The 25,578-nt window shown below is 64.4% G+C and carries 23 protein-coding genes; 13 read left to right on the plus strand and 10 right to left on the minus strand.

Annotated features, from left to right (window positions below; genetic code table 11):
- Positions 1-271: 271 nt before the first annotated feature.
- Positions 272-1,450 (minus strand): acetate/propionate family kinase, encoded by a 1,179-nt coding sequence (locus tag A4H34_RS05745; RefSeq protein ID WP_064231355.1) that lies wholly within the window; start codon positions 1,448-1,450, stop codon positions 272-274.
- Positions 1,451-1,622: 172 nt separating this feature from the next.
- Positions 1,623-3,275: a phosphate acetyltransferase gene (gene pta, locus A4H34_RS05750; RefSeq protein WP_040322747.1), complete on the minus strand. Its 1,653-nt coding sequence runs from the start codon at positions 3,273-3,275 to the stop codon at positions 1,623-1,625.
- Positions 3,276-3,469: 194 nt separating this feature from the next.
- Here pta and A4H34_RS05755 point away from each other — a divergent pair, with 194 nt between their 5' ends.
- The 9 genes from A4H34_RS05755 (at position 3,470) to A4H34_RS05795 (ending at position 12,172) form a co-directional block, all read left to right on the plus strand.
- Positions 3,470-4,390 (plus strand): pseudouridine synthase, encoded by a 921-nt coding sequence (locus A4H34_RS05755; RefSeq protein ID WP_064231356.1) that lies wholly within the window; start codon positions 3,470-3,472, stop codon positions 4,388-4,390.
- A 36-nt stretch (positions 4,391-4,426) separates the two neighbouring features.
- A complete protein-coding gene (guaA, locus tag A4H34_RS05760) occupies positions 4,427-5,995 on the plus strand; it encodes a glutamine-hydrolyzing GMP synthase (RefSeq protein WP_064231357.1) in 1,569 nt (522 codons plus the stop codon).
- A 206-nt stretch (positions 5,996-6,201) separates the two neighbouring features.
- The gene (locus A4H34_RS05765) at positions 6,202-6,561 is read left to right on the plus strand and encodes a hypothetical protein (RefSeq protein WP_064231358.1); all 360 of its coding nucleotides are present in this window, start codon (positions 6,202-6,204) and stop codon (positions 6,559-6,561) included.
- A gap of 234 nt (positions 6,562-6,795) precedes the next feature.
- Positions 6,796-7,461, plus strand: a complete 666-nt coding sequence (fsa, locus tag A4H34_RS05770; protein ID WP_009199113.1) for a fructose-6-phosphate aldolase — start codon at positions 6,796-6,798, stop codon at positions 7,459-7,461.
- Positions 7,462-7,899: 438 nt separating this feature from the next.
- The gene (locus A4H34_RS05775; protein WP_009199111.1) at positions 7,900-8,112 is read left to right on the plus strand and encodes a hypothetical protein; all 213 of its coding nucleotides are present in this window, start codon (positions 7,900-7,902) and stop codon (positions 8,110-8,112) included.
- Positions 8,113-8,503: 391 nt separating this feature from the next.
- Entirely contained in the window at positions 8,504-10,600 is a 2,097-nt protein-coding gene (gene pflB, locus A4H34_RS05780) for a formate C-acetyltransferase (protein WP_009199109.1), read from the plus strand.
- 61 nt (positions 10,601-10,661) lie between these two features.
- Entirely contained in the window at positions 10,662-10,913 is a 252-nt protein-coding gene (grcA2, locus tag A4H34_RS05785; RefSeq protein WP_009199108.1) for an autonomous glycyl radical cofactor GrcA2, read from the plus strand.
- Positions 10,900-11,787 carry a pyruvate formate-lyase-activating protein gene (pflA, locus tag A4H34_RS05790; protein WP_064231359.1) on the plus strand — a complete coding sequence of 296 codons (888 nt, stop codon included), beginning with the start codon at positions 10,900-10,902 and terminating at the stop codon, positions 11,785-11,787. Before grcA2 ends, pflA begins: the two co-directional genes overlap by 14 nt.
- Before the next feature lie 172 nt (positions 11,788-11,959).
- The gene (locus A4H34_RS05795; protein WP_009199105.1) at positions 11,960-12,172 is read left to right on the plus strand and encodes a TOBE domain-containing protein; all 213 of its coding nucleotides are present in this window, start codon (positions 11,960-11,962) and stop codon (positions 12,170-12,172) included.
- A gap of 87 nt (positions 12,173-12,259) precedes the next feature.
- On the opposite strand, the gene A4H34_RS05800 is transcribed toward A4H34_RS05795, so the two are convergent.
- Positions 12,260-12,805: an isochorismatase family protein gene (locus A4H34_RS05800; protein WP_064231360.1), complete on the minus strand. Its 546-nt coding sequence runs from the start codon at positions 12,803-12,805 to the stop codon at positions 12,260-12,262.
- 521 nt (positions 12,806-13,326) lie between these two features.
- Here A4H34_RS05800 and A4H34_RS05805 point away from each other — a divergent pair.
- Positions 13,327-15,822, plus strand: coding sequence for a UvrD-helicase domain-containing protein (locus tag A4H34_RS05805; protein WP_064231711.1), 2,496 nt, complete (start codon positions 13,327-13,329; stop codon positions 15,820-15,822).
- A gap of 124 nt (positions 15,823-15,946) precedes the next feature.
- Here A4H34_RS05805 and A4H34_RS05810 read toward each other — a convergent pair whose 3' ends face one another.
- The 3 genes from A4H34_RS05810 to A4H34_RS05820 all read right to left on the minus strand — a co-directional run bounded on the left by A4H34_RS05810 (position 15,947) and on the right by A4H34_RS05820 (position 18,175).
- Positions 15,947-16,360, minus strand: coding sequence for a TfoX/Sxy family protein (locus tag A4H34_RS05810; protein ID WP_064231712.1), 414 nt, complete (start codon positions 16,358-16,360; stop codon positions 15,947-15,949).
- Positions 16,361-16,391: 31 nt separating this feature from the next.
- The gene (locus A4H34_RS05815) at positions 16,392-16,778 is read right to left on the minus strand and encodes a nuclear transport factor 2 family protein (RefSeq protein ID WP_064231361.1); all 387 of its coding nucleotides are present in this window, start codon (positions 16,776-16,778) and stop codon (positions 16,392-16,394) included.
- A gap of 308 nt (positions 16,779-17,086) precedes the next feature.
- On the minus strand, positions 17,087-18,175 hold the full coding sequence (locus tag A4H34_RS05820; protein ID WP_064231362.1) for an NADH:flavin oxidoreductase/NADH oxidase: 1,089 nt from the start codon (positions 18,173-18,175) through the stop codon (positions 17,087-17,089).
- 363 nt (positions 18,176-18,538) lie between these two features.
- On the opposite strand from A4H34_RS05820, the gene A4H34_RS05825 reads away from it, so the two are divergent.
- The gene (locus A4H34_RS05825; RefSeq protein ID WP_009199098.1) at positions 18,539-19,066 is read left to right on the plus strand and encodes a DUF4242 domain-containing protein; all 528 of its coding nucleotides are present in this window, start codon (positions 18,539-18,541) and stop codon (positions 19,064-19,066) included.
- 170 nt (positions 19,067-19,236) lie between these two features.
- Here A4H34_RS05825 and A4H34_RS05830 read toward each other — a convergent pair whose 3' ends face one another.
- The 3 genes from A4H34_RS05830 to A4H34_RS05840 all read right to left on the minus strand — a co-directional run bounded on the left by A4H34_RS05830 (position 19,237) and on the right by A4H34_RS05840 (position 22,177).
- Positions 19,237-19,935: a TetR/AcrR family transcriptional regulator gene (locus A4H34_RS05830; protein ID WP_231870965.1), complete on the minus strand. Its 699-nt coding sequence runs from the start codon at positions 19,933-19,935 to the stop codon at positions 19,237-19,239.
- Between the two features lie 2 nt (positions 19,936-19,937).
- The gene (locus tag A4H34_RS05835; protein ID WP_064231363.1) at positions 19,938-20,753 is read right to left on the minus strand and encodes an alpha/beta fold hydrolase; all 816 of its coding nucleotides are present in this window, start codon (positions 20,751-20,753) and stop codon (positions 19,938-19,940) included.
- Between the two features lie 71 nt (positions 20,754-20,824).
- Complete coding sequence (locus A4H34_RS05840; RefSeq protein ID WP_231870966.1) at positions 20,825-22,177, minus strand: PAS domain-containing protein; 1,353 nt, start codon at positions 22,175-22,177, stop codon at positions 20,825-20,827.
- A gap of 230 nt (positions 22,178-22,407) precedes the next feature.
- Between A4H34_RS05840 and sucC the strand changes: the two genes are divergently transcribed.
- Both sucC and sucD read left to right on the plus strand, forming a co-directional pair.
- Complete coding sequence (gene sucC / locus A4H34_RS05845) at positions 22,408-23,598, plus strand: ADP-forming succinate--CoA ligase subunit beta (RefSeq protein ID WP_064231715.1); 1,191 nt, start codon at positions 22,408-22,410, stop codon at positions 23,596-23,598.
- Between the two features lie 12 nt (positions 23,599-23,610).
- Complete coding sequence (gene sucD / locus A4H34_RS05850; RefSeq protein ID WP_064231364.1) at positions 23,611-24,531, plus strand: succinate--CoA ligase subunit alpha; 921 nt, start codon at positions 23,611-23,613, stop codon at positions 24,529-24,531.
- A gap of 30 nt (positions 24,532-24,561) precedes the next feature.
- Here the strand turns inward: sucD and A4H34_RS05855 are convergent, their stop codons facing one another.
- Complete coding sequence (locus tag A4H34_RS05855) at positions 24,562-25,578, minus strand: cation diffusion facilitator family transporter (RefSeq protein WP_009199091.1); 1,017 nt, start codon at positions 25,576-25,578, stop codon at positions 24,562-24,564.

Genomic DNA, 25,578 nt, shown 5'->3' on the forward strand with positions numbered 1-25,578 from the left:
CAACCATCGAATGTTCCGCATGTCGTATGGACATTCCTATACCGAAGTAAGGGAACCGTTGGCGTTCCGCAAGGAAAAGACGGCTCTCCTAAATACTGGAACGAATACAGACTCGACTAAAAGGTGAGCGGCGTCTCTGAGTTTCCGCTCACCTTTTAGCCGCGATCGGCCTTTCAGCAGCGCCCTTTTCTTGCCGAGTTCCGCCTTTCGAGCGCAATTTGCCTTCCGGCTCCAATTTGCCTTTGAGTTTCGATTCGGCCTCTATCGGCGGTCATTCGACCAGGCTCATCGCCTGGCGGGCGATGGCGAGCTCTTCGTTCGTGGGGACGACGAGCACTGCGACCGTTGAGTCGGGGGTCGAGAGGATTCGGGGTTCCTTCGAGCGGGCGGCGTTCAAGTCGGCGTTGATTTTCACGCCGAAGCCCGCGAGCCTGCCTATGACGTCGGCTCTTAGGTCGGCGTCGTTCTCGCCCGCCCCCGCCGTGAAGGTTATCGCGTCGAGGCCTCCCATGATGGCGGCATATGCACCGATGTACTTGACGATTCGATGCGCGTAGACCGCCAACGCCTCAATTGCGTTCTCGTCTCCCTCGGCCGCTAGGGTGCGCACCGCGCGCATGTCGTTTTGTCCAGTCAGGCCCTTCAGACCGGAGCCGCGGTTGAAGAGGGTGTCGAGCTCGTCGATGTCCATGCCCGCGGTGCGCGCGAGGTGGAAGACGACCGCCGGGTCGATGTCGCCGGTGCGCGTGCCCATGACGAGGCCTTCAAGCGGCGTGAGCCCCATCGACGTCTCCACCGCCGAACCGTTGACGACTGCCGACACCGAGGCGCCGTTGCCGATGTGCAACACGATCTGCCGAAGGTCGTCGCGTCCGAGGATCTCAGAGACACGGCCCGAGACGTACTGATGCGACGTCCCGTGGGCGCCGTAGCGGCGAATCTCATGTTTCTCCGCGATTTCGCGGTCGATCGCGTACGTCGCTGCCTCGTCCGGAAGCGACTGGAAGAAGGCGGTGTCGAAGACTACGACGTGGGGGACGTTCGGCAGCAGACGGCGCGCCACCCTGATGCCGATGAGATGGGCGGGGTTGTGAAGCGGGCCGAGCGGACACAGCTGCTCAATCCGCGCTTCGACGGAGTCGTCGACCAGGGCGGGGCCGTCGAAGTACTTTCCGCCCTGAACCACGCGGTGGCCGATGGCCTTGATCGATCCGTCCGTCAGCGACGGGCCGATCTCCTCAAACAGGCTGAGGACGGTCTCCATTCCCACCGTGTGATCGGGAACGGGGCCATCGATCTCTCGGCCCTTTTCGCCGTACTCGTGCTTGATGTGGCCGGTTTCCTCGCCGATGCGTTCGACGAGCCCCGAGGCGACCTCCTCGCCCGAGCTGGGGTTGATCAACTTGTACTTGATCGACGAGCTGCCGGAGTTGATGACGAGAACTGACATGATGTCCTTACCTGTTTTGCTTAAGGTTGTTGAGTTTGGGCGATTGGTGTTGGGCCGAGGCTGCGATTGTCCGGCCGGGAGGTTCGCCTGGCCGAGGCGGACGGCGGACCCGGACGGGATGCTGGCCCTTGGCTTTCCGCCCGGGCGAATCGCCGGGCCCGTGCCGCTCTGCTTAGACAGATTGCTGAGCCTGGGCGGATTGCTGAGCCTGGACGGCAGTGATCGCGATGGTGTTGACGATGTCCTCGACCAACGCGCCCCGCGAGAGGTCGTTGACGGGCTTGTTCAGCCCCTGAAGCACCGGGCCCACGGCTATGGCGCCCGACGTCCTCTGGACCGCCTTGTACCCGATGTTTCCCGCGTTGAGGCTGGGGAAGACAAAGACCGTCGCCCGCCCGGCCACGGGCGAGTTCGGAAGCTTTTTGGCTGCCGCGGCGGCGTCGACGGCGGCGTCGTATTGGATGGGCCCCTCAATGAGGAGGTCGGGTTTGAGCTCGCGTGCAAGACGAGTCGCTTCGACGACCGCGTCGACGTCGGGGCCTTTGCCGGAATCCCCCGTGGAGTAGGAGAGCATGGCCACCTTCGGGTCCACCCCGAACTCCTCGGCGGTCTTGGCCGACGAGACGGCGATGTTCGCCAGCTGCTCGGGGGTCGGATTTGTATTGACCGCGCAGTCGCCGTAGGCGTGGACGCGGTCGGCCATGAGCATGAGGAAAACGGAAGAGACGATCGAGGTCCCCGGCTTCGTCTTGATGATTTGGAACGAGGGGACAATCGTGTGAGCCGTCGTGTGGGCGGCCCCCGAGACCATTCCGTCTGCGTCGTCCATGTGCACCATCATCGTGCCGAAGTAGGAGACGTCCTTGACCGTTTCGAGCGCCTGCTCGTAGGTGACTCCCTTCTTCGCGCGGAGGCGGGCAAACTCGGTTGCGTACTTGTCCAGCAGCTCTGGGTCGCTTGTGGAGACGATTCTTGCGCCGGCCAGGTCGAGGCCGAGCTCCGCCGCGCGGGCATCGACCTCCTCCTTCTCCCCTAGAATCACGATGTCTGCGATTTCGCGCTCCAGACATTCGGCCGCGGCGTAGAGAATGCGGTCGTCCTCGGATTCGGGCAGGACGATTCGCTGCCTGTTCGAGCGCGCCTTCTCGACGAGGGCGAACGTGAAGCTCAAGGGCGTGACGACGTCGGAGCCTTTGGCGATGCCTTCCAAGAGAATGTCTGCGGCCTGGGGCGTGAGCTTGGGATCGGCCGCGTCCGGGATGAGGACCACCGGCGAGTTTTTGTAGTCGCTCAAGGCCCGCCGAACCTCGTCGGAGGCGCCCACCACGACCGTGGCGGCAATGGGCGCGTGCTCCTTCGTGATTTCCGCGGCGGCGAGCGTCGTGACCGCGGCGACCTGTTTGCCCGTGCGCTTGTCGCCCGAAACGAGCATGACGAGCGAACAGCCGAGGTGGGCGGCTGCCCGGCCCGCGCGGTCGAGCGAGCCGGGAAGGACCGGGTCGCCCTCGAGGAGGCCCACGACGAGGACCGCATCGAAGTCCCTGGCGTAGTCGCTGTAACGCCGAAGGATCGCGTTCATCGCGTTTTCCTCGTCGACGACGTAACTTGCGCGTGTTGTCCCCCAGGCTCGCTCGGCGTCCTCACGCCGCCCGATGGACTGAAGGAGGCCGAGGAAGGCGGCGTCCTCTTCAATGGGGCCGTTTGTGAAGGATCGGAACACTCCGACCCTGCCGTAAACCGAACCCAGTGCCTTGAGGTACTCCTTTGCCACCTCTTGGGTGGGACAGTTGGTTTCCGCAGCTGTAAAGTAGACGGTATATGCCACGATGCAATTCCTTCCGTTCCGGCAGTGCTCTGACCGGCGTGTTTTTCCGTGACGATTGTCCCACATCGACGGAGTGCGCCGCCGCCGGAGCCGGACATTGGATCGTGAAGCTGAGCACGTTCTTCCGAAGAACGAAAAAGTTCACCACAATTGAGGCACGTGTGTATGGAAGTTCGGGCTACCCTGAAAGGGTGATGGACCAGGCGGCGGGCCTTGCTTCTGCTCGAGACGCCGCGCGCACGAGATGCACGAGGGAGGGGCCCACCCGAGACGGTTTGCGGCCTACGGCGATTTGCGCCGAAGGCGGCGCCGTTTGGGAGACCGTCGCCCGAGCGTTCCCGCGCCTGCCGGAGGAAAGCATCGCGTCGGCTTTCTCGGCGGGCGACGTCGTCGACGCCGACGCGAACCCTCTGGCTCCGCAGCAATCCGTCAAGCGCGGTTCAAGCGTCTTCGTATTTCGGCCGATCCCCGACGAGCCCGACGCGCCCCTCGAACTTGACGTCGTCGGCGGGACCGATCGTTGGATCGCCGTCGACAAACCTGCCGGGATGGCGACCATGCCCCGCGGCAAGCACGTGGCCCAGACCGTCACCATCGCCGCGAGGCGCCACTTCTCCAATCCTGAGATCGTTGCGGCGCATAGGCTCGACGCTGCCACGCGGGGCGTGCTGCTCCTGACGCTGGCCAAGCGGTGGCGCGCTCCCTACCAAATGCTGTTCGAGCGGCGCGAGGTGAGAAAGGCGTACCTGGCCGTCGCCCCTGCAGACGATCGTTTCGTCGAGGCTCAGACCGTCGCGTTGGCTCTCGCCAAACCCCGCGGATCGTTGAAGGCGCTGGTGGTCGACGGGCAGCCGAATGCGGTTACGACGGTGCGATTGGCCGACGAGCGCCGAGGGCTGGGGTTGTACGAAATCGAACCGAAAACTGGCCGCACACATCAGATACGCGTCACGATGAGCCACCTCGGAATTCCGATCGTCGGCGATTGGCTGTACCCGGAGGTGCGCGACGGCGGGGATTTGCAGCTCCTGGCCGCGCGGCTGGAGTTCGTCGATCCGGCGAATGGATTGGAGGTTGCATTGAAATCCGCCCAGACTCTCGATCGCTGGGAATGAGCAGCCCTCGAACGGCGGTGCCGCTATCCTTGATGCGTGACTAGCAATCCACGTCCGGTCCTCGTCGTCGACTTTGGTGCGCAGTATGCCCAGCTCATCGCACGGCGAGTGCGCGAAGCCGACGTCTATTCCGAAATCGTTCCCCACACGGCCAGCGCGGCCGACATGCTCGCCAAAGACCCTGCGGCGATCGTCCTCTCGGGAGGCCCCTCGTCCGTTTACGAGGAAGGGGCGCCTTCGCTCGATCCCGCGATTTTCGACGCCGGGGTGCCCATCCTCGGCATTTGCTACGGCTTCCAGGCCATGGCGCAGGCCCTCGGGGGAGCGGTGGGCCGAACGGGGACCCGCGAGTACGGGCACACCGAGGCGAGTGTGGCTGAAGGCTCCTGCCTTTTCGACGGAACTCCTGCCGACCAGGTCGTGTGGATGAGCCACGGCGACGCCGTCCAGGCGGCGCCCGAAGGATTTAAGGTCACGGCCTCGACCTCGCAGACCCCCGTTGCGGCCTTCGAGAACCGCGGCCGCAAGCTGTTCGGCCTGCAATGGCACCCAGAGGTGGGGCATTCGGCCTACGGACAGGCCGCCCTTGAGAACTTCCTTTACGAAGGCGCGGGGCTCAAGCCCGTGTGGACGCCGGGCAACATCGTCGACGAACAGGTCGAGGCGATACGGCGGCGGGTCGGCGGGGCCCAGGTTATATGCGCGCTTTCGGGAGGCGTCGATTCGTCCGTGGCCGCCGCCCTCGTCCACGCCGCTGTGGGCGATCAGCTCACGTGCTTTTTCATCGACCACGGCCTGCTCCGCGCCGGAGAGCGCGAGCAAGTCGAGCGCGATTACGCGGAGGGAATGGGCATTCGCGTCGTTGCCGTCGACGAGTCTCAGCGTTTTTTGGACGCCTTGAACGGGGTCAGCGATCCCGAGGCCAAACGAAAGATCATCGGGCGCGAGTTCATCCGTTCCTTCGAGGCCGCCCAGGCCCGATTGATCGCCGATATCGGCGCCGAAGGAGGCGAGGTCAAGTTCCTCGTCCAAGGGACCCTTTATCCCGACGTCGTCGAATCCGGAGGCGGGCAAGGGGCCGCAAACATCAAGAGCCACCACAATGTGGGAGGGCTTCCGGAGGACATGGCCTTCGAACTGATCGAGCCCCTTCGGGCGCTGTTCAAGGACGAAGTCCGCGCGGTGGGCCGCGAGCTGGGCGTGCCAGAAAAAATCGTGGCGCGCCAGCCCTTCCCCGGGCCGGGCCTTGGAATCCGCATTGTCGGAGAGGTTACGCGCGAGCGTTTGGAGACGTTGCGGGCGGCAGACCTCATCGTGCGCGACGAACTGACGGCAGCCGGGCTGGACGAAGAAATCTGGCAGTGCCCGGTCGTCTTGCTGGCCGACGTGCGCTCCGTGGGCGTCCAGGGAGACGGGCGAACCTACGGACACCCGATCGTTTTGCGGCCCGTTTCCTCCGAGGACGCGATGACAGCCGATTGGACGCGCCTTCCTTACGACGTTCTGGCCCGCATTTCCACGCGCATCACGAATTCCGTTCCCGAGGTCAACAGAGTGGTGCTCGACTGCACGTCCAAGCCTCCGGGCACGATCGAGTGGGAGTGAAAGAAGAGGCGCAGGCCGACGGCTCCCAGCACAGTCGGCAAGTGCCCGGACGCGCCCAGAAGGGCCTTCGTCATGAGACATATGGTGCAGGCCGGCGACGGCATGGCTTTGCCCCAGCGCCTGTTGTCTATGCGTTGAGTTTTCATTCCAGATAACCGTGGGCTAAGCTGAAACATATTCCTACAATCTTGTGAAAGGAACTTATTGTGGGGCTTTTCAACCGCAAGAAGAAAGTCAGCGTGGACTTTGCCACAGTCGATTCCCCTGACAAGGCTGAGTCGTTGGTGAAGCAGGGTGTTTTGACCCGCGTTCTGCTCGTGCCTCCTCAGCGAGGAGGGCTTGAAGATTCGTTGAACGCCGTCTACGCAACTCCGAAGGCCGCTAAGGAGAAGGCCAGGTGCGACGCTGAAGTGGAACGGCTTGAGCGCAGCGGCCGGGTGTCGCGATACGCTTGCGACTTGGAGTATGACCAGAACGGCCCCAGCCGCGTTGCGCGGGCCATCACCGTGATCGGAAAGAATGAGGCGGGCGACGTCGTCTATTCGCGCACCGTCAAGGTCTGGTGACCTGTGGCTGCCCGGCGGCCTTCGACGATTTGCGGATGCCGCGGGGGCAAGCCCTTCGAACTTCATGAGGCTCGCGCGGGTGCGATTTTGGCTTTTGGCGCGAAACCCGGCGCATAATATAGAGGGGCGGTTCGGGCGCCTCCCGGGCGCGCCTCATTTTCACGCGATGCACGGCGTCTGTGCCTTCGCGACATCGATCGGGCAGCGACGCCCGAGGAAGACGAGGAAACTCGAATGAAGTTCTTTATTGACACCGCCGATCTGGACGAAATCCGGGAGGCGATGAGCTGGGGCGCTCTGTCGGGCGTGACCACCAACCCCAGCCTGTACGCGAAGACCGGCGGAAAACTGGCCGACTTCGAGCAGCACATGGTGAAAATATGCGAGATTTGCGAGGGCCTGCCCGTTTCTGCCGAGTCGACGGCGACGACGACGCAGGAAATGGTCGAGGAAGGCAAAAGACTCGCAGGGCTCGCCCCGAACGTCGTCGTCAAGCTGCCGATCGGCGTCGAGAGCCTGGCGGCGACGAAGACGCTTGCCGAAGATGGCGTCGCGGTGAATATGACGCTGGTTTTCTCGGCCCCGCAGGCGCTTCTTGCGGCTCGGGCGGGCGCTCGCTACATCAGCCCGTTCGTCGGACGGGTCGATGACATTGGCTCCGACGGAGTCGCGAGCCTTGAGGAGATCGTGCGCTGCATTCACAACTACGACTTCGGCCACGAATGTGAAATCATCGCCGCTTCGATACGCAGCCCTTACCACGTCACGGCCGCGGCGCTCATGGGCGCGGACATCGCCACGGTGCCCTTCGGAGCCTTGAAGAATTGCGTCAAGCATCCTCTGACGGCCGAGGGGCTGGCGAAGTTCGAGGCCGACTGGGAAAAGGTGAAGAACGCGTAGGTTGGCGTTTAGGTCTGGCGACGACGCCTGGAGCGGCGGAACCACGCCCCGGCGCTTGAAGAGGGCACAGCGCCTAGACATTCGGAACGAGTGCGGCGCCTCGGCGGATGGAACGGGTGCGGCGCTTAGTCCCTTCGGATCCTCCCGCCGCCCTCGCGATCAGAGCCGCCGAGCGTTTTGAAACGCGAGGGGTTCGAGACCGCGAGGGCGGCGCTCCGGCATGTGCCTTGGCGGGACTGAGCCCGGCGTGTGAATTGACGGAAGTTGGCAGGAGGCGGCCAACCGGTCCGACGCCGGGCGTGAAGCGTGCGGGCATGAGCCGTCGAAGGGGGAATGGGGGATTGCCCCACTCAGCAGATTTCAATCCCCTATTGCTCTCTGTAGATTTGCAGATGAACTTGATGAGTATCGGTTGAGGGATTGGACGAAGCTAGCGAAATGACCGTACCCGTTTCGATTGCGATTGATGTTGTCGCCCTTTGTGTTCTGTGGTTTTTCAATCCCGCGCGAAAAAGGCAGGCCGCCGTCTTCAGGCGAGAGGAGGGGAGTTCCTACGTCGAGGCGCGCAGAGGGGAGCTTCAAGACGAAAGCGAGTCCAAGGACGGAGGACGCGAAATCGTCTACGGCGGCGCCCTGTACCCCTACGAGTGACGGTTCGCGACCCCTACGAGCGACGGTTCGCTCCTTCCCGCACGAGGCTCCGCAGCCCTGCGAACGTTCTGGATTCCGTGCGCGGCGTTCCGTGCCCCGTGCGAGACGCTTCGGATTCGAAGAGCGGGGCGGCCGATGGACCGCACGTGTTAGGACGTTCTACCGTGGATGGGATTTCGGCCGGAGAAAGGAATCGAAAGCTTAAAGGGACTAAAGTCGCGTACCTCGTTGGATAAAAGTCACATCGGCAGCTTTTCGCTCTATACCGCGGAGAAGTCGGTCTTGTTTCGCGCGTGTGGACACGGTCACCATATCCGAGTGGTCATGTGCTCCTTCGCGGGGCAAAATTAGAGATATCCGCTGGACTCCAAATCAAGAGAAGAAGAGGATTATGGGAACCGACACCGCCGTCGACACCGAGGCATGGAAGGGTTTCGTCCCCGGCAACTGGACTGAGACCATCGATGTCCGCGACTTCATCCAAAAGAACTACACCCCGTATGAAGGCGACGCGTCCTTCCTTGCGGGCCCAACCGAGAAGACTCTTCGCGTGTGGGACACTCTTGAAAAGGAGTACCTCTCCGAAGAGCGCAAGCGCCGCGTCTACGACGTCGACACTAAGATCCCGGCCGACATCGACGCCTTCCCCGCGGGCTACATCAGCGAGGACGACGACGTCTGCGTCGGCCTTCAAACCGATGTGCCGCTCAAGCGTGCGATGATGCCCAACGGCGGCTGGCGCATGGTCGAGACCGCCATCAAGGAGGCAGGCAAGGAGCCCGACCCCGAGGTCAAGGAGATCTTCACCAGATACCGCAAGACGCACAACGACGCGGTCTTCGACATTTACACCCCGCGCATTCGCGCCGCCCGCTCTTCCCACGTCATCACCGGTTTGCCCGACGCCTACGGCCGTGGCCGCATCATTGGCGACTATCGGCGCGTGGCCCTCTACGGCGTGGACTATCTCATCGAGAAAAAGCAGGCCGCCAAAGATTCCGTTGCGGATGCGCCGTTCTCCGAGCATTGGGGCCGCTACCGCGAGGAGCACGCCGAGCAGATCAAGGCTCTCAAGAAACTCAAGGCGATGGCCGCGGCTTACGGCTTCGACATTTCGGGGCCGGCCAAGAACGCCAAAGAAGCCGTCCAGTGGACCTACTTCGCCTACCTTGCCTCCGTCAAGAGCCAGGACGGCGCCGCAATGTCGATCGGCCGCCTCTCCGCCTTCCTCGACATTTACTTCGAGCGCGACCTCAAGGCCGGGCTCATCACCGAGGCCGACGCTCAGGAGATGATCGACGCCATCGTCATCAAGCTGCGCATCGTCCGCTTCCTCCGCACCATCGACTACGACCAGATCTTCTCCGGCGACCCCTACTGGGCCACGTGGTCCGACGCGGGCTTCGGCGACGATGGCCGCACGCTCGTGACGAAGACGGCCTTCCGCCTTCTTCAGACGCTGAGGAACCTCGGCCCTGCGCCCGAGCCCAACATCACGATCTTCTGGGACCCCGCCCTTCCCGCCGGGTACAAAGATTTCTGCGCCGCGATTTCGATCGAGACGTCGTCGATCCAGTACGAGTCCGATCCCCAAATCCGCGACCGCTGGGGCGACGACGCCGCCATCGCATGCTGCGTCTCTCCAATGAGGGTCGGCAAGCAGATGCAGCTCTTCGGCGCCCGAGTCAACGCTGCAAAGGCGCTTCTGTATGCCATCAACGGCGGGCGCGACGAAATGTCGGGCAAGCAGATCGTCGAAGGGTTCGAGCCCGTTCAGGGCGACGGCCCGCTCGAGTTTGACGATGTGTGGAACAAGTACGAAGAGATGCTCGACTGGGTGGTCGGCACGTATGTTGAGGCCCTCAACATCATCCACTACTGCCACGATCGTTACGCCTACGAGTCCATCGAGATGGCCCTGCACGATTCCGACATCGTGCGCACGATGGGATGCGGCATCGCCGGGCTTTCCATCGTCGCCGACTCGCTTTCGGCCATCAAGTACGCGAAGGTCACTCCCATTCGCGACGAGACGGGTCTCGTCGTCGATTACGAGACCGTGGGCGATTTCCCGCGCTACGGCAACGACGACGACCGCGCCGACGACATTGCGGCGACGGTGGTCCACACGGTCATGGACAAGATCAAGGCCATTCCGCTCTATCGCGACGCCATTCCGACGCAGTCGGTCCTGACGATCACGTCGAACGTCGTCTACGGCAAGGCCACGGGCAGCTTCCCGTCCGGCCACCGCAAGGGCACGCCGTTCAGCCCCGGCGCCAATCCCGAGAACGGCGCGGACACCCACGGCATGCTCGCCTCGATGCTCTCCGTCGGAAAGCTAGACTACGAGGACGCGCTCGACGGCATCTCCCTGACGAACACGATTACCCCGTCCGGCCTTGGCCGCGACAAGGATGAGCAGGTTGAGAACCTTGTCCAGGTCCTCGACGGAGGCTTCATCCCCGAGGATTCCTTCCTCTCCTAACCCAAACAAACACACATTCGGGAACACCAATCCCGAGCAAACCTAGAGAAGGAGCCGAAACATGGCGACCAAGACTTACGACGAGCGACTTGCCTCGATGAAGGCGGCCCGTGAAGCCAAGGGCGGCATCGCCGGCCTGTACCACGCCAACATCAACGTGCTCAATCGCGACACCCTCGAGGACGCGATGGAGCACCCCGAGAAGTACCCGAACCTGACGGTTCGCGTTTCCGGCTACGCCGTCAACTTCGTCCGTTTGACGCGCGAGCAGCAGCTTGACGTGCTCTCGCGCACGTTCCATGCCGGCAAGTGAGGCTATTCTGAACTCGCTGGCTGCGAACGCCGCCGGGGACCAGGACTTCCTGGCCCCGGCGGCCCGCGTTAAGGGCAACGGCACAGCCGGCCTGATCGAGATGACGGATCTGGAGCACGCCGACAGGCTGCGCCGGATGAGGGAGGGGACCCTCGGCTCTCTCCATTCGTGGGAGCTCGTGACCGCCGTCGACGGTCCGGGCATCCGTATGACGATCTTTTTGGCCGGCTGCGGGTTGCGGTGCCTTTACTGCCACAATCCCGACACCTTCCAGATGCGCGACGGCGAGCCCGTGGAGGTCGACGACCTCCTCAGGCGAATCAAACGCTACAGGAAGACCCTCAACGCCTCCGGCGGGGGGATCACAATCTCCGGCGGCGAGGCAATGATGCAGCCGCGCTTCGTCGCGAAGCTTTTGGAAGGGGCGAAGGAACTCGGCGTCCACACGTGCGTCGATACGTCCGGCTTCCTCGGACGAAACGTCACGGAAGCGATGCTCGACAACATCGATCTCGTGCTTCTGGACGTCAAGGCCGGAATTCCCGAGCTGTACAAGAAGGTCACGAGCGGCGACCTCCAGCCGACGATCGATTTCGGCGATCGGCTGGCCGAACGCGGCATCGAAACGTGGATTCGTTTCGTGCTCGTGCCCGGGTTGACGGATTCGGAGGAGAACGTCGAGGCCGTGGCACAAATCGTTGAGAAGTGGCCGAACGTCAGCCGCGTCGAAGTCTTGCCGTTCCATCAAATGGGACGTGACAAGTGGAAGACGCTGGGGCTGAAGTACGAACTGAACGACACGCAGCCGCCGGACAAGGAGTTGATCGAGCGCACGCGTGAGATCTTCCGCTCGCACGGTCTGACCGTTTACTGAACGGTCAGACCGGGTTTCCGGAGAGGCTTTGGACGCCGCCAGTCGGCGCGCGGCACCCACGGTGTGCCCGCGATTCCTCGCGCGTCTTTTCGACGCTGAGGCAACGCGACGGAAAAGGCGACGCAATGCAAAAAGGCGATCACGCCAGATCCGCTGCCGGTAGGAGAAACGCATGAAGCTTTCAGCACGCAATCAGATCAAAGGAACCGTCGTTTCGATTGAAAAAGGCGCCGTGAACGGCGTCGTCAAGATCGAAGTCGCGCCGGGAATCGTCATAACGTCCTCGATCACCAATGCGTCGATCGAGGAACTGAGACTCGAAGAAGGCGTCGAAGCCTACGCGGTCATCAAAGCTTCGAACGTCATCGTCGGAGTCGAAGACTGAAAGAAAACAGGAGTTCGCGCTAAAGTGCCCCGCAGCAGCCCCTTTTCAGACGAAGGGGCTGCTGCGGGCCACGAGGTTGGTCGCGTGTCAGACGGCGCTTCGATTGGGGAAGCTCGCCGTCGTCGTGACGTCGGTGCGCGCTTCAGGAAGGACCGTGTAGCCGGCCATCATATTGACCACGGCGATGGCTTGATCCGCTGTGTATCCGAACTCGTCCCTGTTCGCGGTGGTGTGCGCGTCGGCCACGAGTGTCACGTCGTAGCCCCGGTAGACTCCGCCGAAAAGGGTGGAGCGGATGCACGCGTCGGTCATTGCGCCGCAGAGGTAAAAGTGTTTTGCGCCGAGGCCTTCGAGAACGCCTTTGAGTTCGGTTTTGGCGAAGGCGTCGGCATACGTTTTGGGAACGAGCGGTTCTTCCGGCGCGGGAACGAGCTCGTCGACGTACTGCCATCCCGGAGTGTTGCGGGGAATTCCCTCGCTTTCGTGCTGAACCCAGACAACCGGGATGCCTTCCGCTCGCGCTTTCCCGACCAATGCAACGACGTTGGCGACGATTTCTCCGCTGTGGGCCGATGCTTCGAGCACGGCCTTTTGCATGTCGATGACGACCAATGCAGTTTTCCCGTTTGCCATGAAAGCTCCTTTTCGCGCTGGTTCTGTATTGTTTGTGGGTCGATTGATTGTTGGCAGCTTACTTGGCTTTTAGCAGCCTGCCGGATTTGTTGTAGCCTGTTTGGTCCTTCGCATTTTCCCGATGGTTTGTGGTTTGTTGTATGGTTTATAGACTTAATTATATCGTAAAAGTGTTCGGCTTGGAAGCGTGGAAGTTTGTGCTTCAGCATTCGGTCGGCGTTCTGACGTAGGCTTGAGGGGTTATGCGCAACAGTTCTTCTTCGGGCGGACGCGACGCCGCCTATCTCGCCACGATGGAGCGTCTCCGTGCGCGAATCGCCCAGAATTCCGGGGGGCGCCGCAGCGCCGATGCGGATCGGGGCGGTGGGGCGGATCAGAACCTAGGAAGGCGCGGGGGAGAGGCCGACGGCGTCGGCGAACCGTTTGACCGCCGCGTTGGCGAACCGCTCGGACGCGACGCTTCCGGCGGGAGGCTTGGCGGCCGGTTCGCAGCCGAATCGGATTCTGCTTCTAGCGCAGCGATGGATTCGCGAGTGCAGAGAATCGTCGCCGGGCTCAATCCGCAGCAGCTGGAGGCGGTGACGCATTCTGGGGCTCCGTTGCTGGTGGTTGCGGGCGCGGGATCCGGGAAGACCCGCGTCCTCACCTCCCGCATCGGATATCTCATTGCCTCGGGGCGAGCCGCGCCGGGCCAGATCTTGGCCATCACGTTCACGAACAAAGCAGCCAGGGAAATGCGCGAGAGGCTCGAGTCCGCATTGGGCGGGAGTGCGATACGCACGATGTGGGTTTCGACCTTCCACTCTGCCTGCGTCCGCATTCTTCGTTCCGAGCACGACGCATTGGGCATGCGCTCCACTTTCACGATCTACGACGCGCAGGACGCCCAGCGTCTCATGAAGCTCGTGTGCCGCGAGGAGAACATCGACATTCGGGCGCACCCGCCCAAAAGTCTCTCGCGCCGAGTCTCAGACCTGAAGAACGACCTCGTCACGCCCGAGCAGGCCGCGGACGACGCCGCGGACCAAGACTCCCAGGTGCTCGCCCACGCCTACGCTGCCTACCAAATCCGCCTCAGGCAAGCCAATGCCATGGACTTCGACGACCTCATTATGTCCACGGTCGATGTGCTGCGCTCCCATCCCGACGTGGCCGACCACTACAGGCGGCGCTTTCGGCACATACTCGTCGACGAGTATCAGGACACCAACCGGGCGCAGTACGAGTTGGTCCGGGCGCTCACGGGAACGGCAGAAGACGACAACCATGGCGAGCTGACCGTCGTGGGAGACGCGGATCAGTCGATCTACGCCTTCCGCGGGGCGACGATTCGCAACATCGAGGACTTTGAGAAGGACTTTCCCGAGGCGCGCACGATCCTCCTCGAGCAGAACTACCGTTCGACCCAGTCGATCCTCTCGGCCGCGAACGGCATCATTGCCAACAACAGCGGGCGCCGCCCAAAGCGCCTGTGGACCGACCGCGGCGACGGTGAGAAGATCGTCGGCTACGTCGCGGATTCTGAGGCAGACGAGAGCGCATTCGTCGTGTCGGAAATCGACAGGCTGCGCGACGACGCCGGGATCTCATACGGCGATGTGGCCGTCTTCTATCGGACGAACGCCCAGTCGCGGGCTGTTGAGGACATGTTCGTCCGATCGGGGATCCCCTACAGGGTCATCGGCGGAACGCGTTTCTACGAGCGACGCGAAATCAAGGACGCTTTGGCCTACCTCCATGCCATCGTCAACCGCGACGACACCGTCTCCATTCGGCGCATCCTCAACATGCCCAAGAGGGGGCTGGGGGCGAAATCCGAGGAGGCGGTGGCCATGCACGCCGCGCGATGGGACGTGTCCTTCGGGGCGGCGCTTTGCGACGTCGGCGACCCGCATCCCGAACGCGGCCCGGTTTCGGGGATAGGGAAGAAGGCGTCTGCGACGATGGCCGGTTTCGTGTCGATGCTCGAAAGCGGGCGCGAAATGGCGGAGGCGGGGGCCGCGCCCGATGCGATTCTCGACTTCGCGATGGAGGAGTCGGGCTATCTCGACATGCTTCGCTCGAGCGACGACCCGCAGGACGAGTCCCGCTTGGAGAACCTCGCGGAACTGCATTCCGTCGCCGTCGACTTCCACAAGGCCAATCCCGACGCGACTCTGGCGGATTGGCTCGACCAGGTCTCGCTTGTCTCCGACGCCGATCAGCTCGCCGACGGCGACGAGGGCGAGGTAACGCTCATGACCGTTCACACCGCGAAGGGATTGGAGTTCCCGGTCGTCTTCGTCACGGGCCTGGAAGACGGGACTTTCCCCCATATGCGCTCGCTCATCGACCCCGCCGAACTGGCAGAGGAACGCCGCCTCGCCTACGTGGCGGTGACGCGGGCGCGTCAGCGGCTTTACATCACGAGGGCTGCTGCTCGCGCCTCCTGGGGCGCGCCCCAGGAGTTTCCTCCCTCGCGCTTCATCGAGGAGATTCCCGATTCTCTCATCGACTGGAGGCGATCCGAGTCAAGCGCCGACGCCATGCGCCGATCCGGCGGGCGGACCGGAACGTGGGGGAGCGGCGGAAGGCGTCGATCCGAAAGCTTCGGCGGGGGCTACGGCGACGAGCTCGACGACGGCCCCGTCGTGGGCTCCGGCAAAGGCTTCGTGCCGGGAAAGCTGGGCGTCGATGCGGCGAAGCAGAAAAGAAGAGGGAAACAGGCGGGGGCGGCGCGGGGCGCGAACCGGTCGGGGGCTGCGAACGCCTCGGCGGGCGTCGGCGAGTCCGTGTCCGATGCGGCGGCAGGCTCCCCGGGCCTCGGCGCGGCCGACGGGGCCGGGCCGAATGCCGGGCCGTCGGTTCCGGACACCTATGGCTTGGCCGTCGGCGATTCTGTTGTGCACAAGAGCTTTGGCCGCGGCAAGATCGTTGCCTTCGAGGGGACCGGGCGCAACACAACGGCCAGGGTGACTTTCTCCAGCGGCCAAACCAAACGCCTGGCTTTGCGCTTCGCACCGCTGGAGAAGATCTGAAGCCCGCTGCCTTCCGTGTGCGCTTCGCCAGCCGTGCTCTCGTCCGCCGCGCTTGCCCGTGTCTTAAACCCGCCGTTTGCGCGTCTTAAGCTGCTGCCGCTTCTTTTCGCGGGCTAGCAGAGCTTCAGGGCTCTTCTTCTTTGCGTTTGCCCGTGAGGGTTCGGTTGTAGGCCAAGGCTGCGTCGAGCCAGAAGCGCAATTGCTCGTCGTCGGCGACGGACGCCGCAGACGCGCGAATCCACCCCGCTCCCATGGCTCGCCCCGGGCTGATCTCGGCGGGCGAGGCTCCCGGGACCTCGCTGAATTTCGCGTCGTCGGCGACGTCGATGCGGACGAGGAGATCTCCGTCCTTGGACGCGTGGACCGCCATTTTCTCGTTGACCATGAAAGCCCGACCGCCGAACATCGAGACCTCGCGGACCGCGAGCTCGTCGGCAAGAAGATCGCGCAGGCGGGCGGCGAGGAGGTCTCTTTGCCCCGCATTTTTAGACGCGGCTCTTTCAAATCTGCCGTCTTTGGAGCCGCCGCTTGCAGGCATGCCGGCCCTGGAACCGCCGCTTCGCACGGGGCTACGCTTTGTCTGCAGGAGGAGCGAAGGAAAGCCGGTCGAAAATCAGCACGCTGTCGACGATCTTTCCTCCTTCGACGGTGAAGCACTCGGCCACGGGCGCGGCATCGGCCACGGCGGTCTGCGGGCAGTAGAACAGCGCGACCCGGTTCCCATCCGCAAAACTCGCAATGTCGACGAGCCCCGTCAGCCGCGGTGCGAAACCGCCAATGAACTGCTCGTATTCGCTTTTGCCGTGAAGATCGACGCCGGGAGCGCGGCAGGAGACGTCGTCGGCGACGAACGCCATGGCAGTTTCGACGTCGCCGCCGGTCCAAGCGCGATGGTAGGCCTCGACGATCGAGCGGGGCTGGGAATCCTCCGGCGTGACGGGGTTCTTTCGTGGCACGGGTGCTCTCCTTGTTGTCGGTTGGCTGGGCTCGTCGACCCAGGTGTTCTCTGTTCTTGCATTTCAGCCTACAACGTCGCTCCGTCCGAAACGGTTGACGCCAGGCGCGGATCTGGCGGAGAGAAGGGCCAGTCTTCTTTCTCTCTAACAGTTCCCGGTGGAACAAGGTGCACGGTCGGCTTCATTGGTTCAGGGAGTGAATGCCGGAGGGGCGAAAGCTCATGTTTGCCTGCCTCGCCCCTGTCAATCTCCCGGCCGGGGCGAAAACCGGTTTAGGCACAATCGGCTTGCAGAACGGCTTTCGAGCCTTACGCCCAGATTCCGCGCCAATACTGCGCAGGCATCACCGAGTCGGCGTCTGTGAGCCGGTTGGCCCAGCGCAGGGGAGCGTAGGGGTCGGTCAGAGCCACGCGTCCGATTGCCACGGCGTCGCACCGGCCCGTCACGAGGGCCTGCTCCGCCTGCTCTCCGCTGGAAATGAGGCCGACGCCCACGACCTTGGCCTGGCTCCCCGAGACCGCCCGCTTGACGTCAGCGGCCAGCGGCAACTGGTATCCGGGCCCCACCGGGATCGAGGCGGGAAGAAGGCCTCCCGAGGAAACGTGGAGGACATCGACGCCGTGGGCGACGAGGGCTTCAGCGGTGCGGCATGTGGCCTCGGAGTCGATCCCTCCCTCGGTCCAGTCGGTTGCGGACAGGCGGACGCACAAGACCTTGTCGCCGATCGCCGATCGGACGGCGTCGACGATGCGAATGAGGAACCGTCGCCGATTCTCCTCGCTGCCGCCGTATTCGTCGGTGCGGACGTTCGACAGCGGGGAAAGGAATTCGTGAATGAGGTATCCGTGGGCGCCGTGCACTTCGACGACGTCGACGCCCGCCGCAACCGCCCGGCGCGCCGCTTGCGCAAAGGCTTCGACGAGCGCGTCGATGCTTGCCGCGTCGAGCTCGGACGGCTTGTCCAAGCCGGGAAAGGCGATCGGGCTGGGGGCGACGAGAGTCCAGCCGTCCTGTGTGCCCTCGAAGGCGTGGGCGTAGCCCCGAAGAGCGGGAGAGGTGCCTGCTTTTCGGCCGGCGTGGGCGATCTGGACTCCGCAGAGGGCTCCCTCGGCGTGAACGGCCTTGACCAATTTGGAGAAACTCTCGATTTGCCGGTCGTCCCACAGGCCGAGGTCGCGCGGCGAGATGCGGCCCTCGGGCGAAACCGCCGTCGCCTCGACGACGATCGTGCCGAATCCGCCGACGGCGCGAGAACCGTAATGCAGAGTATGCCAATCGGTTGCGTGCCCGTCTTCCTGAACGGCCGAGTAGGTGCACATCGGGGCGAGCCACAGGCGATTGCGAGCCGTCGTGTTGCGGAATGGCGTCGGGGAGAAAAGCATGCTCATAGGCTTCATGGTACGCCCGAAGCCTCGGCGCGGACAGTGCCGGAGCGCACGATTTCAGGGCGCCGGGATGCATGCAACGAAGCGCTGAGGCGCCGCGGCGCGCCTGCGCGTCGCGGGCCAGAAGGCAGGGGAGGCCGCCTGCCGCGTCTCGGGGGATGCGTCTGCCGGCGTCCGCAGGTCAAACGTCGCACGGGAACGCAGGTCAAACGTCGTACAGGAAGAAGTCTGTACAGGCAAGCCGGCGGTGACGAAGACGACGCGCGTGTTCTCCAAGCGGGCAATTTGGCGGAAATGGTGGACACGTGCGGCAACGGTCGATTAGGTTTCCAATGTCTTGACAAGCCCTGACGGGCACAACGAAGGAGGGGCACGTTGCCGCTGTACTTAATCGAACTCAAGCCCGCCGAAGCCACCAGGGAGTCCGTCGGCGACCTCATCGAGAAGGTCGTTTCCGCCGTCGGCTCGGGCGACGGCGAACTCATCGAGACGCAGGTGACGTCTGACCATCGGATCGTCTTCGTCGTCGTCGAAGCGGATTCGCCGCGTTTCGCCTCGCCCGTCGTCAAGGCGGTCGAGGGCTCCGCGGAAATCGCCGGCCCCGACGAGGTCAGGCTTGTGGGCGCCGAGCTTGACGACATCAAGAAGTTGAAGTCCCACGCGGACTACCTCGTCGAATGGGACATTCCCGCCGAGATCACGATGGACCAGTATCTTGCGCGGAAGAAGGCCAATTCCCCGAAGTACGCGGAGGTTCCCGAGGTCTCCTTCCTGCGGACGTACGTCCGGGAGGACACCGCCAAGTGCCTGTGCTTCTACGACGCCCCCGACGAGGACGCCGTGACGAGGGCGCGAGCAGCCGTTCAGACGCCCATCGACCGGCTTTTCAAGCTGGACGTTTGAGGGGCTTCCCGAACGCCTGAGAGGCTTTGACGTCCGAAGCATGTGACGCTCCGGCTCGTCGCCCGCAAGGCCCTGAGACCTGCGAGGGTCTCAGGGCCTTGCGGATTTCGACCCGCGGGACGTCGGAGCTCGCAGGTTTGAGGCCGGTGGGGCGGCGGCTGCTTCGGGCCTCATGCGCGGCCCAGGCGGGCAAGAGCCTCGTCGAGCAAGTCCACGGCGACCGAAAAGCTGGCCTCTGCCGAGCGGCGTTCCCCGAATCCGCCGCTCAGTTCCAGATCGACAAACCCGTGAAGGGCGGAGCGGACGAACCTGACGGCGTCGACCAGGGAATCCTTGGGGATGCCGTAGCCGATGAGCGCGGCGCCCGCGACTTGAACGATCCTCTCCGAAGCGTCGATCGTCGGCGGCGGGCACGCCGCCCCAGAGGGGCGTGCCGTTTCCGACGGGGGAGTTTTTCCTGAGGCCTCGCCTTTCCCTGAAGGGGAGGCCTTCGTTGCGCCGTCGGCTCCGCCTCTGCCCCGAAAGGCTCGCCGATGCGGGGAGCGTTGAATGAGGGGATAGGTTCCAGGATGAGTGTGGGCGAAGGACCGGTACGCCGAGGCAATCGCCTGCAAAGCGTCTTTTCCCGAGCGGCCGACGGATGCTTCGGCCAGTGCGTCCGCGAATGCGCTCGCGGTCAAGTCCACGACTCTGGCGACGAGGTCGTCGAGGCCTTTGACGTGCTTGTAGAGGCTGGGCGCCGCGACGCCCAAGGATTGCGCCAGGCGGGCAAGGGAGAGGGCGCCCAGGCCCTCGGCGTCGACGATGCGAGCCGCCTCCCGCGTCACGGATTCCGCGCTGAGCCCCGCCCTAGGCATGCGTTCGTCCAAAGCTAGGCATGCATTCCTCCGAAGCCGATTCGGCTCGCGAATGCGATCGCCTCGCGCGCGGCGACGTCGGGCGATTCGAGCATCGGCGCGTGCCCGACGCCTTCGACCATGGCGAAGGCCCCCTGTGCGAATTGCGAGGCCGCCCACGATGCCTCGGCCCGAGGGTCCTTCCAGTCGGGGTCCTCGGCGCCCATGACGACAAGGGCGGGAGCGGTCACGCGGTTGAACCACGGTGCGACGACGGCATGGTCCGTGCGGGCGGTTTTCGAGAAGGCGGCCCAATGGCCTTTCCTTTTGAGGATCGAAGAGAGGCGAGAGGCCCGGGCCGAAGCCTGATCGCCGAGGCCCGGCCAAAGCCTGCGCGAGTAAAGGCGCCAAATTGCGGGACCCCACGGGCGGGCGAGGGCGAGGCGGAAACCGAGCCGCGTGAGCGGGTTCGACGCGCCGCGCAGAAAAGGCCCGAAAAGGATGAGCCCCGAGACTTTCTCGGGCTCTTTTCCAGCGGCGATTGCGGCCGCGGCGGCGGACATGGACGCCCCGGCGAGGATCGCGGGTCCGCCTCCCAGCTCGTCTACGACGGCGAGCATGTCCTGCGCCGTCGGCTCGTCGCCGTAATAGTCAAAGCCCGTTGAAGAATCGCCGTGGCCGCGCAGATCGGCGGCGGCGACCCGAAATCCTGCTTCGACCAAGCGGCGCGAGAACGGGGCGAAGGCGTCGCGACTGTCTCCCATTGCGGGCGAGCAGACGACGAGCGGCCCCTCGCCCGCAGCCTCGACGCAGATCGTTCCTCCCGGAACGGAAATGTTGCTAATGGTCATAGCCAATAAGCTAATGTTATTAGCTTTCGAGTGCAAGCCGTTGGGATGGCTTTCCGCCGCCAGCGCTTTCGTCAGGCGAGCGCAAAGAGCCGCTGCTCGGCGTCGTCGATAAGCGTTTTGAGCGTCGAAGAATCGATTGCGGTGTCGAAGTCCCTGCAGCGCTGCGCCAGGCCGTCGAGCTCCTCGAGGCTTTGGCCGACCGCGTCGATGTGGCGGGAGACGGCATCGGCGAGCCCGTCGGGGCCGTCCGACGCGCCCTCGGAGTCAGAGTCTTGCCCCTGGTTCCACAGCATGAGGACCTGGCGGGGAATCGCCAGCAGATTGGACGTTTCGACGATGAAGTCGGCGGTCTGCGAGGCGAGGTCGGCATGGGCCGCGGCCATCTCCTCCATCTCCGACAGTCCCTTCCGCAGGGCGCCGCCGAGCATCGCGATGGCGTCCGCCGAAACGTCGGCGTCGGCCCCGCCGTCGATCAGCTCCGCGGTGAACTTGGCCATCATAGTCGTGTGAAGCCGAGCCAAGGCCACCCTGAATCGGGTCTGCGCGCTGATTTTGTCCAGTCGCGCGAGCGCATCGACCAGCTGGTCCGTGGGTTCGCGCACGAGGTCCTTCATCTGCCCCCACGTTTCGAGGAGCTGGGCGAGTTTCTCCGTCGTCGATTCGCTTTGGCCGAGGGCCGCCGACAACGCGTCGTCGTCGACCTCTTTGCGGAGGCCGTCTCGCGTGGACCGCAGCGCGGCGGACAGGTCGGCTAGATCGTCCTGCCGGTTCATCCAGACGTCAAGCTCCTTTGCGATGCCCTTGGCGTCGGAGAGCATCTGTGCCAAGGCGCCGCTGGCCTCGGGACGCTCGGGGAACTCGTCTGCGACGGACTCCCTCTTCGCAACCTCCGCGGGAAGCGCGATGTTCTGAAAGTCTTCGTAGGAGGGCATGCCTGCCTCGTCAAGCAGCTCGAGGATCTTCGCCGCCCCCTCGGAGGCGACCTGGCGCCGCGTGAGCCCGTCGGATTCGAGCTTCTCCTCGAAAGCCGCCGCCTTCTCGTATATCGAGAGGGCGGCGCCGAAAAGGCCTTCGCATCCGGGGCGTATTCTGACCGAGAGATAGCCGCCGTCTTCAAGGGGCGTGACCGTGGCAAAGACGTCGTACTCGCTGCCGTCGGAGGCCAGATTTCGCACGTAGGCCGCAAAAGGCTGGCCGGCTTTGATCGTTGCCCACATCGAGTGGAATACGCCGCGGGGCATCGCCGGATGCCGGATGACGTTGTGAGGCGCTCCGATCAGCTCGTCGCGGCCGTAGCGCGACAGCTCGACGAAGATCTTGTTCGAGTGGTCTATGATTCCGCGCTCGTCGGTTGCCGAGAAGAACATCTGGTCTGCGCCCACCTCGTGCGTTTCGCCTGTGACTTCTGCTTGTTCGACCTTCACTGTTCTCTCCTCGTCGTGGGTATTCGCGGTGTTCGCGCTTTCTGACGCGAACATCAACCAAATTTAGAAGACTCGCCAGTTTCGCAGAAGATGCGGGTATGGGTAGCGATGCCCGTCGTGTGAATCGACACATTGGCGGGAGCGCGCCGATAATCCGCGACGCTCGAAGGCGCCGGGGGTCTCGTCTAGACTTGATGAGTCTGGAAACGAAGACGTCGGAAGGACAGCACGTGGATCTCTACGAGTACCAGGCCCGTGAACTATTCGAGGCACACGGGGTGCCCGTTTCGGCGGGGATCGTCGCATCGACTCCGCAAGAGGCGGAGTCGGCCGCCCGCGAGCTCGGCGGCGGCCTCGTCGTCGTCAAAGCGCAGGTCAAAACGGGCGGACGGGGCAAAGCCGGGGGCGTGAAACTCGCCAGAAGCCCGCAGGAGGCCGCAGACAGGGCCGAAGAAATTTTGGGCATGGACATTAAAGGCCACAAAGTCCGCCGCGTGCTCGTCGCCTCCGGCGCAGACATCGCCCGAGAGTTCTACTTCTCAGTGCTGCTCGACAGATCCGAGCGCAGATGCCTGGCCATGTGCTCGGTCGATGGGGGCGTGGACATCGAAACCCTCGCAAAGGAGCGGCCGGAGGCGCTGGCCAAAGTCGCCGTCGACCCAAACGTCGGAATCGACGAGGCGAAGGCGCGCGAGATCGCAAGCGCCGCTGGCTTCGACGCCGAGACGGGCGAGAAGGCCGTGCCCGTCCTGCTCAAGCTGTGGGACGTGTACTCGGGGGAGGACGCAACCCTCGTCGAGGTCAATCCGCTCGTTTTGACGGAGCAGGGCGAGATCGTCGCCCTCGACGGCAAGGTGACGCTCGACGACAACGCGCGGTTCCGCCACAGCGGCCACGAGGCGCTCGTCGACAAGGCCGCGGAAGACCCTCTGGAGGCCAAGGCGAAGGCGCTCGGCCTCAATTACGTCAAGCTCGACGGCCAGGTGGGAGTCATCGGCAACGGCGCCGGCCTGGTCATGTCCACGTTAGACGTCGTCGCCTACGCCGGAGAGGAATACGGGGTGGGGCCGGCCAACTTCCTCGACATCGGAGGCGGGGCCGACGCGAACGTCATGTCCAACGGCCTCGCCGTCATTCTGGGGGACCCGGACGTGCGTTCGGTGTTCGTCAACGTTTTCGGCGGAATCACGGCCTGCGACGAGGTCGCGAAGGGAATCGTCGCCGCCCTCGACGCGTTGGGCGAGGCGGCCTCCAAGCCGATCGTCGTGCGCCTCGACGGCAACGCCGTCGCCGAAGGCCGCGCGATCCTCGCCCAGGCGAACCACCCCCTCGTCACCCTCGTCGACACGATGGACGGAGCGGCGGCCAAGGCCGCCCAGCTGGCCGCCGGGTCGGACGCGAAGCAGTCGGACGCGAAGTAAGGAGCAGGCTCAATGTCCATCTTCCTCGATAGGAATTCGAAAGTCATCGTCCAGGGAATGACGGGGTCCGAAGGGCGCAAGCACACGCGCCGGATGCTCGGCGCGGGCACGAACGTCGTCGGCGGGGTCAACCCCCGCAAGGCGGGGGCCTCCGTGGAATTCGACGTCGCCCCCATCGGCCCGGGGGCCGAAGAACGCGAGGCCGGCGCCGTTTCCGTCCCCGTCTTCGGATCCGTCGCGGAGGCGAAGGAAGCCACGGGGGCGAACGTCTCCGTCGTCTTCGTTCCGCCTGCGCACACGCTGGGCGCCGTCATCGAAGCCGTCGACGCCGGACTCGACCTTGTCGTCGTCATCACCGAGGGCGTGCCGGTGAAGGACGCGACGGAGTTCTACACGTACGCCGCCGAGCGCGGCGTCAGGCTCATCGGCCCGAACTGCCCCGGGATCATCTCGCCCGGCCAGTCGAACGTCGGCATCACCCCTCCCGACATCACGGGGCCGGGGCGCGTCGGGCTCGTGTCGAAATCGGGCACGCTCACCTACCAGCTCATGTACGAGCTTGCCGACCTTGGGTTCACGACGTGCATCGGCATCGGCGGCGACCCCGTCATCGGCACCACTCACATCGACGCCATCAAAGCCTTCGAGGCCGACCCCGACACGGAGCTCATCGTCATGATCGGCGAGATCGGCGGCGACGCCGAAGAACGCGCCGCCGCGTACATCTCCGAGCACGTGACGAAGCCCGTCGTAGCCTACGTCGCGGGTTTCACCGCGCCCGAGGGAAAGACGATGGGGCATGCGGGGGCCATCGTCTCCGGCTCGTCCGGAACGGCCGCGGCCAAGAAGGAGGCACTGGAGGCCGTCGGCGTGCGCGTGGGCAAGACGCCCAGTCAAACCGCTGCGATTGCCCGCGAAATCCTGGGGGTTTGAGGTCTCCGCGCCAGAGGCGGCGCCGGCGCTTCAGGAGCCGTCGGGAGTGCGCGCGGCGCTCCTTGACGCCGCGTCCGCGTAGCCGCAGGCGTGAATCCCCGATTCGCGCTGCGAGGCCGAACGGGTCTCCAGTTGGAACGTGGAATGGCGGATCGCGACGTCGAAGTGCTCGGCCACGCACGTTCTCAAATCTTCGAGTATCGCCACCGCGTGCCCGTCCTGGAAGCAATCGTCGCCGACGACGACGTGCGCGGAGATGACGGGCAGGCCGGTGGCGACCGTCGAGGCGTGCAGATCGTGCACGCCCAGGACGTGATCGAGGCTGAGCATGTGCCTGCGGACCTCGTCCAGGTCCAAACCGCGAGGGGTGGTCTCCATGAGGATCGCCCCGGCCTCCCCGATGAGCTTGACGGCCCGCGGAAGGATGAGGGCGGCGATGAACAGGCCGGCCACGGCGTCGGCGCGCTGCCATCCTGTGGTCGCGATGACGACCGCCGCGACGATGACGCTCAGAGAGCCCAGCGCGTCATTGGCCACCTCTAGGAAGGCCGCGCGCATGTTGAGGTTGGACCGCCGGGCCGAAGCCAACGCCAACATCGAGGCGGCGTTGCCTAGGAGGCCGACGACGCCGAAGACGATGAGCGTCTTCGACGGCATGTCGGGAGGTTTGCGAAGCCGCCCGACGGCCTCGACGACGACGTAGACTCCGACTCCGGCCAGCACGGCCGCCTGCGCCAGCGCGGCGAGGACTTCGGCTCGCCGATACCCCCAGGTGCGCTTGGACGACGGCGGCCGCCGCGCGAGCGTCGCGGCGACGAGCGCCATGAGAAGCCCCGAGGCGTCGATGACCATGTGCACAGTGTCGGTCAACAGCGCGAGGCTGCCCGTGAGGGCGGCGCCGATCGCCTGGGCGAGCAGGATCGTCGCGGTGAAGGCGAAGGCGACCGCGATTTTGCCCCGCGTGTCCGGCAATTGGGCGTCCGGCGTCCGTCCCGGCGAATCGGACGGGGCGAAGGGCGAGCCGTGCGCGTGGTCGTGCGGCGCCAT

This window comes from Peptidiphaga gingivicola (assembly GCF_001652275.1).
Lineage (GTDB): Bacteria > Actinomycetota > Actinomycetes > Actinomycetales > Actinomycetaceae > Peptidiphaga > Peptidiphaga gingivicola.

Bases quoted from the DNA above. Each gene is read 5' to 3' on its own strand.
- A4H34_RS05835 (WP_064231363.1), bottom strand. From the start codon at position 20,753: ATGACCATTAGCAACATTTCCGTTCCGGGAGGAACGATCTGCGTCGAG.
- A4H34_RS05800 (WP_064231360.1), bottom strand. From the start codon at position 12,805: ATGGCAAACGGGAAAACTGCATTGGTCGTCATCGACATGCAAAAGGCC.
- A4H34_RS05745 (WP_064231355.1), bottom strand. From the start codon at position 1,450: ATGTCAGTTCTCGTCATCAACTCCGGCAGCTCGTCGATCAAGTACAAG.
- fsa (WP_009199113.1), top strand. From the start codon at position 6,796: ATGAAGTTCTTTATTGACACCGCCGATCTGGACGAAATCCGGGAGGCG.
- A4H34_RS05810 (WP_064231712.1), bottom strand. From the start codon at position 16,360: ATGCCTGCAAGCGGCGGCTCCAAAGACGGCAGATTTGAAAGAGCCGCG.
- A4H34_RS05805 (WP_064231711.1), top strand. From the start codon at position 13,327: ATGGATTCGCGAGTGCAGAGAATCGTCGCCGGGCTCAATCCGCAGCAG.
- A4H34_RS05795 (WP_009199105.1), top strand. From the start codon at position 11,960: ATGAAGCTTTCAGCACGCAATCAGATCAAAGGAACCGTCGTTTCGATT.
- A4H34_RS05855 (WP_009199091.1), bottom strand. From the start codon at position 25,578: ATGGCGCCGCACGACCACGCGCACGGCTCGCCCTTCGCCCCGTCCGAT.
- pflB (WP_009199109.1), top strand. From the start codon at position 8,504: ATGGGAACCGACACCGCCGTCGACACCGAGGCATGGAAGGGTTTCGTC.
- grcA2 (WP_009199108.1), top strand. From the start codon at position 10,662: ATGGCGACCAAGACTTACGACGAGCGACTTGCCTCGATGAAGGCGGCC.
- A4H34_RS05755 (WP_064231356.1), top strand. From the start codon at position 3,470: ATGGACCAGGCGGCGGGCCTTGCTTCTGCTCGAGACGCCGCGCGCACG.
- pflA (WP_064231359.1), top strand. From the start codon at position 10,900: ATGCCGGCAAGTGAGGCTATTCTGAACTCGCTGGCTGCGAACGCCGCC.
- sucD (WP_064231364.1), top strand. From the start codon at position 23,611: ATGTCCATCTTCCTCGATAGGAATTCGAAAGTCATCGTCCAGGGAATG.
- A4H34_RS05820 (WP_064231362.1), bottom strand. From the start codon at position 18,175: ATGAAGCCTATGAGCATGCTTTTCTCCCCGACGCCATTCCGCAACACG.
- A4H34_RS05775 (WP_009199111.1), top strand. From the start codon at position 7,900: ATGACCGTACCCGTTTCGATTGCGATTGATGTTGTCGCCCTTTGTGTT.